The organism is Bacillus sp. TH19 (assembly GCF_016651075.1).
Classification (GTDB): domain Bacteria; phylum Bacillota; class Bacilli; order Bacillales; family Bacillaceae_G; genus Bacillus_A; species Bacillus_A mycoides.
The window spans coordinates 1-8,942 of sequence record NZ_JAEKEO010000002.1 but is presented as its reverse complement, the minus strand read 5'-3'; the positions used below and the strand labels follow the sequence as shown (position 1 = coordinate 8,942).

11 protein-coding genes are annotated in these 8,942 nt (G+C 31.3%); 7 read left to right on the top strand and 4 right to left on the bottom strand.

Annotation, left to right across the window (positions count from 1 at the left end):
- Positions 1-869: 869 nt before the first annotated feature.
- Together JFU54_RS02465 and JFU54_RS02460 are read left to right on the top strand one after the other, a co-directional pair.
- Positions 870-1,070: a cold-shock protein gene (locus JFU54_RS02465; RefSeq protein WP_000434815.1), complete on the top strand. Its 201-nt coding sequence runs from the start codon at positions 870-872 to the stop codon at positions 1,068-1,070.
- A 100-nt stretch (positions 1,071-1,170) separates the two neighbouring features.
- Positions 1,171-1,353, top strand: coding sequence for a hypothetical protein (locus JFU54_RS02460; RefSeq protein WP_201063672.1), 183 nt, complete (start codon positions 1,171-1,173; stop codon positions 1,351-1,353).
- A 242-nt stretch (positions 1,354-1,595) separates the two neighbouring features.
- On the opposite strand, the gene JFU54_RS02455 is transcribed toward JFU54_RS02460, so the two are convergent.
- Complete coding sequence (locus tag JFU54_RS02455) at positions 1,596-2,156, bottom strand: DUF3967 domain-containing protein (RefSeq protein WP_201063671.1); 561 nt, start codon at positions 2,154-2,156, stop codon at positions 1,596-1,598.
- A 401-nt stretch (positions 2,157-2,557) separates the two neighbouring features.
- Here JFU54_RS02455 and JFU54_RS02450 point away from each other — a divergent pair, with 401 nt between their 5' ends.
- The gene (locus tag JFU54_RS02450) at positions 2,558-2,719 is read left to right on the top strand and encodes a hypothetical protein (protein WP_189337253.1); all 162 of its coding nucleotides are present in this window, start codon (positions 2,558-2,560) and stop codon (positions 2,717-2,719) included.
- Positions 2,720-3,209: 490 nt separating this feature from the next.
- On the opposite strand, the gene JFU54_RS02445 is transcribed toward JFU54_RS02450, so the two are convergent.
- Both JFU54_RS02445 and JFU54_RS02440 read right to left on the bottom strand, forming a co-directional pair.
- Positions 3,210-3,317, bottom strand: a complete 108-nt coding sequence (locus tag JFU54_RS02445; protein WP_106405760.1) for a YjcZ family sporulation protein — start codon at positions 3,315-3,317, stop codon at positions 3,210-3,212.
- Positions 3,318-3,649: 332 nt separating this feature from the next.
- The gene (locus JFU54_RS02440) at positions 3,650-3,859 is read right to left on the bottom strand and encodes a hypothetical protein (protein ID WP_201063669.1); all 210 of its coding nucleotides are present in this window, start codon (positions 3,857-3,859) and stop codon (positions 3,650-3,652) included.
- 409 nt (positions 3,860-4,268) lie between these two features.
- Here JFU54_RS02440 and JFU54_RS02435 point away from each other — a divergent pair, with 409 nt between their 5' ends.
- Positions 4,269-4,697, top strand: coding sequence for a helix-turn-helix domain-containing protein (locus JFU54_RS02435; protein ID WP_201063667.1), 429 nt, complete (start codon positions 4,269-4,271; stop codon positions 4,695-4,697).
- Positions 4,698-5,358: 661 nt separating this feature from the next.
- On the opposite strand, the gene JFU54_RS02430 is transcribed toward JFU54_RS02435, so the two are convergent.
- Positions 5,359-5,634, bottom strand: coding sequence for a M48 family metalloprotease (locus JFU54_RS02430; protein ID WP_242489410.1), 276 nt, complete (start codon positions 5,632-5,634; stop codon positions 5,359-5,361).
- A gap of 362 nt (positions 5,635-5,996) precedes the next feature.
- Here JFU54_RS02430 and JFU54_RS02425 point away from each other — a divergent pair, with 362 nt between their 5' ends.
- The 3 genes from JFU54_RS02425 to JFU54_RS02415 form a co-directional block, all read left to right on the top strand.
- Positions 5,997-6,230, top strand: coding sequence for a hemolysin XhlA family protein (locus tag JFU54_RS02425; RefSeq protein WP_201063665.1), 234 nt, complete (start codon positions 5,997-5,999; stop codon positions 6,228-6,230).
- Positions 6,231-6,618: 388 nt separating this feature from the next.
- Positions 6,619-8,085, top strand: a complete 1,467-nt coding sequence (locus tag JFU54_RS02420; RefSeq protein WP_201063663.1) for a plasmid recombination protein — start codon at positions 6,619-6,621, stop codon at positions 8,083-8,085.
- 208 nt (positions 8,086-8,293) lie between these two features.
- The coding region (locus JFU54_RS02415) for a MarR family transcriptional regulator (RefSeq protein WP_085313782.1) at positions 8,294-8,942 on the top strand (649 nt) is incomplete at its 3' end.

The window sequence follows — 8,942 nt, the reverse complement described above, 5'->3', positions numbered from 1 at the left end:
CAATTTATTTATTTTAGATGTCATTTTATATTGACATCTTTTTTTTTATTATTTTTTACATTTTTTAGGTGTTCCTTTTTGGGTACACAGGTGTTCCTTTTTGGGTACACCCTATATCTTATAAACCCTTGTTATTACTGACTTTCTTTACTTTCCTCTTCTCACTCTTATATATAGGGCTAAAAGTTCCGCAAGGAACGGGTAGTATTTTTGAGAATTTCACTCAAAAATCTCCACCCTCAGAATTAAAAAGTCGGTTCGTTAATTCTCACCTAAAGGCTATTGCCTTTCTTTTTAATTCTGTCCTTGCAAAACTTTTTTCGGCTCGTGTGCTTTTCTCGCCAAGCCGACAGACAAAAAGCAAATTAATGGTTCTCGACTTGGACTAGCAAGTATACGAGCCGAACCGCTTAGATCATTCGTCCCAAGATAATTCTTATTCTAAAAATAGATACGTAATACGTGGGGTTTCGTCCCCACACGACGAGCCAGCACTCTAGCCAAAAAGCAAATTTCACACCAAAAAACCAGAACAAAATCACATTAAGTAAAAAAATAACTCGAAAATATCTTATTTTATCAGTTGTTGAATGTCTGAAAAAAATCTAACCAATGATATTGTTGAGATCCTTTGGTAATTTCTTACTGTGATAACTATTATAGTGACTTTTTCTCCAGCAACCACTATTAGCGGCTAGTTACCATAAGGACTTATTTTTGAAATTTGCTATTTTTTAGAAATTATGTTAATCTAAGAATGACCTATTTTTGTTCGGTTTGAGATTAAGAATAAATTTTGTTTTTCGTCTAAGGTATTTGAGCAAGGGTAGTAACACATGTGTGGGTATCCATACTAGGAGGCAACAATTATGGAACAAGGTAAAGTAAAATGGTTTAATGCAGACAAAGGTTTTGGATTCATCGAGCGTGAAGGTGGAGAAGACGTATTCGTACATTTCTCAGCTATCCAAATCGACGGTTTCAAATCTTTAGACGAAGGACAACGTGTAACGTTTGGAGTAGAACAAGGACAACGTGGCGCACAAGCTACTAATGTTCAAATAGCTTAATATTAGCTGATGAAAGACCCTCTTGTAGGGTCTTTTTTTGATTTTGTTGCAATATTCCGAATACAACTTTTTTAAGGGGATTTGGGGTGCTTAACTTTTAATGAAAAAGAAGACGTTAGAAATCATAATTTTAGCATTATGGGCTTTTTCTTTTAGTTATCTTGCAACTATATTAGTAATACCAAAAAACGGATTATATATAGTCGTAGGATTTCCAATCTTATTTGTTGGTGGACTTTTGATTGTGCATCTATTTCAAAATAAGAATGAAAATGGAAAATAACTTTGTTTGATTGTATATTTCATACACGTCTAGTTAACATAACGTCTCATTATCGGTAGCAAATAAAAAAGCAAAACCCTTTATATTAAAAGGATTTTGCTTTTTTATTTGCTTATACTCTATGCATGATTTTATACATTCTTGATATAGCAAGAATTTTAGGTCTACAAATGTTCTGTATTAGTACAAAAATCTGTATAGAATTCTGTATAAAAAAGCTCTGCATATAAGCAAGGCTTTTTCTATTTCCAGAATTGCCACCACTTTTTTTGTTGGGTGGCTGCAATCAATTTTTTAGTTTCCTGGTTTTCACGGATCATAGCCATTAGGTTTTGATCACGTTCATCCATTCTTTGAACCATAGCTTTTTGAAAATTTTGTTGTTGTTTTTGCTGTTCAGTTAACCATTCTTTTAAATTTTCTTCATGTTTTTCAAGTTGTTCAGATACTCTTTCAGCAACAATTCTATCTAACTCTTGAATAGATACAACCTCTTGTCCCACTTGGATTTGTTCAGTTTGTTGTTTAGTTGTTTGGATAGGTTCAATATCTATATATTTAGAGAATCCTTCTTTACTGAGGAGATCAATAATTTGTTTTGTTTGGAGGTTTCTTTTACTTCTCATTTTAGCTATAAATTGAAAAATAGGTATACATTCTTGATGGATTAAATACTTGTTCTTTTCACCTTGTTGGAATTTTAAAAAGCTACCGTAGGCTTGACAGTTTCGTTTTATAGTCATAGCTGATACTTTTATTTCTTGGGCTACTTCTTCAGCTGATAACCAATCTTTTTGTTGCATTGTTCAGGTCACCATCCTTCTAAACATCTGAACTAAACACTATTCAAACAATTAAACAATTCTATAGCTGACAAGGGTTTCCTTGTTTTTTTGTTCAGATGGCTGTTTAGGTAATATACAACTAGTTTAACACCTGAACATCTAAACAGTCATCTGAACAAGCAACATAGAAAGATTCGCATTATTATAGGAATGTATGAAATGGTGTATGAAGGATAGATCTTAAATCATGCACAGAGAATGTTAAGACTTCTTATCCTTAACGTTGTAAAAGCGTAAAATCCTGACGCTATCCCTAATATAAAATGAGAAGAATAAAAGAGAAATATGAGAATACATATACAACTGTGAGAAAAATGTGTTATTTGTTTTTTGTTGTAGATAAAAAGGAGGTATATCTGATGAATATCATTCATATAGAAACAAAAAATCACTATAAAAGTGAAAAAGAAAATGAAATGGAAACTATACCAATTATAAAGCGGATATATTATGAAAATGGAGAGATTAAATTCGAAATATTAGAGGAAAAAGATGTTCCTACGACATGGTTGGATAAATAAGGAGAAGGATCATTCTTTATGATAAGGGATGATCCTTCTTGTTTATTACAGCTAACGAATTTTATGTAAACTAAATTTTAGAAAGAAGGCATTGAAAATGAATAAGATATGTCTTAATTGTGGTTCTAGAGAAATTAAGCAAGGTTCATTAGATTCTCAAGTATATTTAAAGTCTTTTAGTACAAATAATCTCTTTAATCAATTTTCTAGAGTAATTATTGATGTTTGTATGGAGTGTTGTGCCGTTTTATCTATTAAATTAGAACATTAGGGGTGTTTAAAAATAGATAAATAAACACTACTGATAATATAAATTATGTGAAAGAAAAGTCCCTTCAGATCTTCTGCAGGGACTTTTCTAGTTTTTTAGATCGATTGACTGCTGATAAGTGGTGTTATGGTAACTTTGGTTGTGTAGAGAATATATATTGGGTTTTTTTGCCCATAAAGAAAGGACACTCTTATAAGAGTGTCCTTTCTGATAGTTTTTTTAGCAGAAACAAGAAGCTCCAACTATGATTAATAAAATAAATAATACAACTAATAAAGCAAATCCTCCAGCAAAGCCGCCGCTTCCACAACTACCACCAAATCCCATAATACTTCCTCCTTCAGATAAGAGGATTAAACACGGGGTCACTCATGTATTTTAACGGATTCACTTTACTTTATGTTTTTACGTATTAATTGAGCAGGTCCTTTTGAAAGTAAAGAAGGTATTGATTTATGATTCAATATCTTCTTTACTTATAGTGTTTTGAATGTATACTTTTGGTATGTATTTTGAGGTTATCAGGAGGATTGAGATGAAGCTAATGGTTAAGGGAATATGAATGTAAACTAATATCTAAAAGTTTACATTCGAAGGTATTAAAAAGAGTCCTAAATTAATAGGACTCTTTTTTAATTTAAATAGGGATATTAAATGTTTTAATTCATAAGGTTATATTGAGATTGTATATATTCTTGATAAATCTTTTGTGAATCTATTTCTGAAATGTTTCGTTTTTTCATTTCAGTTTTAATGAGATCTATTTCTTGATACATAGCTGTTGAAAGAATTCCTTTTGCTATGTTTTTATTAATTTCTATAAAAAAACCTACTAAAAGAGCATCTGATAATTGTTTATATAAAGACAAAAATGTTTCCTCCTCATAAAAAAATCATACAGATAAAACATTGTTATTTCCTATATATTCTATAAACTAAATTTTCACCCTGGTTTACTTAGACGGAATATTGGTGAACAAAATTAATAATTGTATCTGTGTATATAATATATCTTAATTTCATGATTTCAGTATATATATAATATATTTCAATTTCTAATGTAAACAAATATTTAAAAGTTTACATTAGAGAAAAGTAAAAAAGAGTCCTATGTTTATGGGATTCTTTTTTTAAGTTCTGATAACATTGTATTAATTAAATATAGAGGGTGATTTAGTAAGGATTTAAATATGTAAACCATTAGTTTACATGTATTAGATTAATGGTTTCTTTATTGATTAAGGGTTTATATGTAATGATTTCTTAGAGGTGAATAATATGAATTTAGGTTCGCAATTGAAAAAGCTTCGTGAATCAAAAAGCTTTTCACAAGAAGATGTGGCTCGAAAGATTGGAGTGACTAGACAAGCTGTTTATAAATGGGAGAGCAATAAAAGTTATCCTGATATTGATAATTTGATTTTACTTAGTGAATTATATGAAGTAACAATTGATGAGTTAATAAAGGGATCAGAGGATGCTAGGGAGGAGTTAGATAAAAAGGATAAGGATGAGTGTGAGGACGATGAGGATGAAAATGATTTTGGCTTTTTTATAGGTATTATTCTTATATTTATAGGGATATTTATTGGAATTGAAGGAATTTCTTTATTTATGACTATATTGGGAATGCTGATGATGGTATTTTATAGTGATGTAAAAAAAGCAATCATTAATGAATTTAAAATAAAAAGAAGACCGAACTAGATTGTTTTTCTAGTTTGATCTTCTTTTTATTTTATGTAAACAAATATCTAAAGGTTTACTTTCATTCTATAGGCGCACTTATAAGTATACTTACAAGTACACCTATAAGTATGTTTAATCTAGATAAAACCTTGCTATCCTGTCATTAGTCCTAATATAATAAGCCAAAAATTATACTAATCCTATAAAACCACAAATAAAAAAGTGCAAAATCTATCTACAGATTTCGCACCAAAAAACAGATAACAGATACAATCACTCGAAACATAGGAGAGTGTTTCAACACTTATTATAACCTATATATTTACATTTTTGCGTATTAATTTGAAAATATGTAAAAATTCATTATTTCATTTTGAATTTTCTTTTTATTTTAGTTATACTAAACAATAAAGAGACAAATCTCTCTTAGGCTGTCAATAATTATGCTAACGAAACACACCCAAAACCAAAAAACCAATTCAGTCAAACAGCAACTTGAACCCACATTTTCAAATGTAGTCTTATCAATTTTATCATAATTTTAAATAAATAAACGTAAAAAAAGCCCTTTATATAAAATATATAAAGAACTTTTTTAAAAGGATGAAACCCTTAAATTAACTAGTGATGAACACTTATTATATCATAAATCCCTTATTTATTGTATGATTTCTTTTTGCTATTGTTCTTCTAACCTAATTTCTATTTGTTCAATACGAAATGCTACAGGTGGGTGAGTCGCTTCTAAACGCGCTCGGAATTCCTCTTTTATTCCTACCACTCGAAACGATAAATCAGCAACTCGATGTAAAACGACTTGAATTACTTTTAAAACGACCGCTGCAAGAGCCGATAATACAGCCACAATTGGCACACGATTCGATAAAACAGATATAAAACCGTTTTCATAGCTAACTAATGGATGATTAGGGTTAACCCATAATAGACAATTCACTTAATAAAAATAGACGAAACAACAGAAACAATATTTATAAGCTCAATAAATTTTACCTTGAAATAAAAGTAAGTCTATGACCTATTTTTACACGTATCTCGGCTGGACCCTTTTAATATAGTTTCACTTGAACCATAGATCTTACACCTAAAAACAAGGAGGGACGGAAAAATGTGTTGTTACTAGATGCATATTAAAAAAGATAAGCATAAATTATATTACGTTTTGGTATAATCCTTTTATCTTTGAATAGGACTTAAATCTTAATAATAGATTTGAGTCCTATTTTTTATATCATTATTCTCTAATTATCATATACATATAATATATTTAGAATTAATTTTAAAGGAGAAATATGTTATATGACAAAATTGGAGGAACTAGAAAAAGATTTTAACCAAATGAATCTAGATTTAAAAGCTATACAGCATGATGTGAAAAATTTAGAAGCAAGAATACTAGTAGCTGAAAAGGATGTTTTAACTATTAATAAACAATTAGATAAAATCAGTGCAAATACTACATGGATTTTACGATTGATCGTAAGTGGATTGTTAACAGGAGTACTTAGTGTATTAGCTAAAAACCTGTTATAGAGAAAAAGGGTGTTGGTCAATCAAAACGGACCTAGCGAAGCAAAGGGAGTATTTGACTTGACCAACCGCACTACACCCAAACCCTCTTGGCACTGAACAAACTATCCGTTTGTTCCTGCCAACCGGCGAGGGAGCCCCTCAAGGATTGAGGGGTTGGGGAGTTTGATTGAGGGGGCCTGGGGAAGAGTTCCCCAGTGGGTTTGGGCAACGCCCAAGGTCTTGTTTTGCCACGTAGCACGTGGCTCGGCAGAGCCGAAGAGCGTCGCAGACCCCTATCTGTTTTGATGCGATAGTGTCAAAACAAGTATAGGGTTACGTTAATTGACATCATTTCGTCGCTTTGCTAGACTGATGTTATCAACTAATCTAGGGAAAGTGGTGGCACTTTATGTTGGGTTCTATCTCATTTAATCAATCCCACCAAAGTTCATTGAGTCATAATAACAGAGAAAATATTCATGGAAATCCTGGGATTGATCCAGCCAGGTTAGATGAGAATATTTACTTTGTTCAAAAGGATATCCGAAGTGTATACAAGGATGTCTTTAAAGAAGCAGTGGACAAGTATAACGAGAAACAAAAACGGAATGACCGTAAAATTGATGATTATTATGACAAAATACATAAAGATGATAAGACACATGAGCAACGAGAATTAGTCGTGGCGATTGGGGAAGGTAAAGACGACTCGAAATATAGGGAAGCCAAAAAAGAAGCGTTAAAACAGTATGCAGAGGCGTTTCAAGAGAGAAATCCAAACCTAGCGGTTTATAACATGGTTTTACATGATGATGAAGCGAATCCGCATTTACATATTAACTATGTACCAAATTTCGAAAGTAGTCGAGGATTAACGAGGCGTGTCGGAATGGATAAAGCTTTGCAGCAACAAGGTGTAGAGGGAACAGGAAGAAAGTTAATTGCACATTGGAGAGAATTAGAAACGGCCTATATTGAGAAATTAGCGAAAGAACACATTCCAAATTTTGAACGTGCCAATGTAGGTTCACATAAATACATGAAAGTCCGTCAATACAAGGAATATGCAGAAACAAAATCAATTGTTGAGAATCAAGTACAAGAAAAAGAGATGCAGTTACAAACAATTGACCATAACTTAAAAAATGTTGAAGAGAAAACAAACGAATTACAAGTAGTGAAAAAGAGTTTGGAAAGCGATGTCGTTGATAAGTACAAAGAATTAGAGGTAGTGAAACAACAAGTAGAGAGTGAAAGTGAAAAGCTACAGCTAATTGGCCAGTGTCATATAGAGTTAGAAAAAAGAGTAGAACAAATGCAAAAAGAATTAGATAGTGTTACGGATCAAGTACCCAATGAACCTGTTAAAATTCCATTTTTACGTAAAGAAGTAGTAGTAGAAATACAGGATAAAATGTTTGGAAAAGCTGAAATTACGAAGAAACAGACAAGAAATTATGTGTTATCACCAGAACACTATCAAGAATTAACAAAGCAAGTGAATGCAGCGGTTACTATCAAAAAGGATTATGAGCGTTTGAAAAAAACAGATTTTGTGAAAGAGAATGAGAGTTTAAAAGCGCATGCAGAGGGATGGATGAAAGAAAATCGAACGTTGAAACAAGAAAAAAGTAAGTTGCAAAAAGAAGTTGGTGTATTAAATATAGAAATTAGCTCATTAAAAGCTCATATAAAGGTTTTGCAGACGAATATAAGAGTTTTATATGTACAAACGAAAAAAGTTTTTAAGGAGCAATTTAAGGCGTTTAGAGAGATTGTTAAAAAAGAATTGGATAACAAGGGAGTAGATAATCAATTTGAACGTGAACATAAGAGAGAAATAAGAAGACATCGAGATTTTGATAGAGAAAGATAGGATTGAATGTTGTGTTTTTGCAAGAGATGGAAAGCTTTAACAAGGTGTTTCATGTTATTATAGAGAAAGACATACAAACGAGAAAAACCGCCCAAGCTTTGGTCGGCGAGGCGGTTTTTCATAATAGGTTGGAATCAGCCAATATATATTCTATATACATTCTAACATATAAAAGTTGATTCCTTCCACTAAGGGAGAGAATTATTTTATGACAAAAGTTGTAGATTTTGGACAAGCTGAAAAAAAAGCGAAAATAAGAGATAGTAAGATTGATAGCATTTATAACCAGTTGCAAACCGGTGGTTATTCAGAAGAAGAGAAAGCAATGCTCTTACAGTTAATAAGTAAAACAACTGGTGGAGATGAATATTTTATAGGGAAAAAGAAAAAACCTACAGATCGGGTGAGGTTTGTGCAAATAATTATGGATAATTACAATTATTTGAGTGAAATTAATTATTTATCTACAGCTGAAAAAGCGCTTTTAATGGATTTAATACCTTATGTAGAATTTAAAACAAATATTTTGGTTGAAAGAATAAGTAAAGAAGATGAATTTGATTCTGATAGTGCAACGCCTAGTTATCTTGCAAGAAAGTTAAATAGAACTAGAGGAAAAGTTTCAGAGTTAATGAATGGTTTAATGAAAAAAGGATTATTAGCGGTTGCAGAAACTGGAATAACTACCGAAGATGGTCGTATTTGTACAAGTCGTACATGGTTTGTAAATCCAAATATTATGTGTTGTTCTCCAAAAGACGGAGTAGATAAAGCAACTCAAAAAATCTTTAAAAAATCACTTAAAAATTTTGTAACTGAAAATGGTAAAAAACATAAATTGCCAATTTATTTATTTT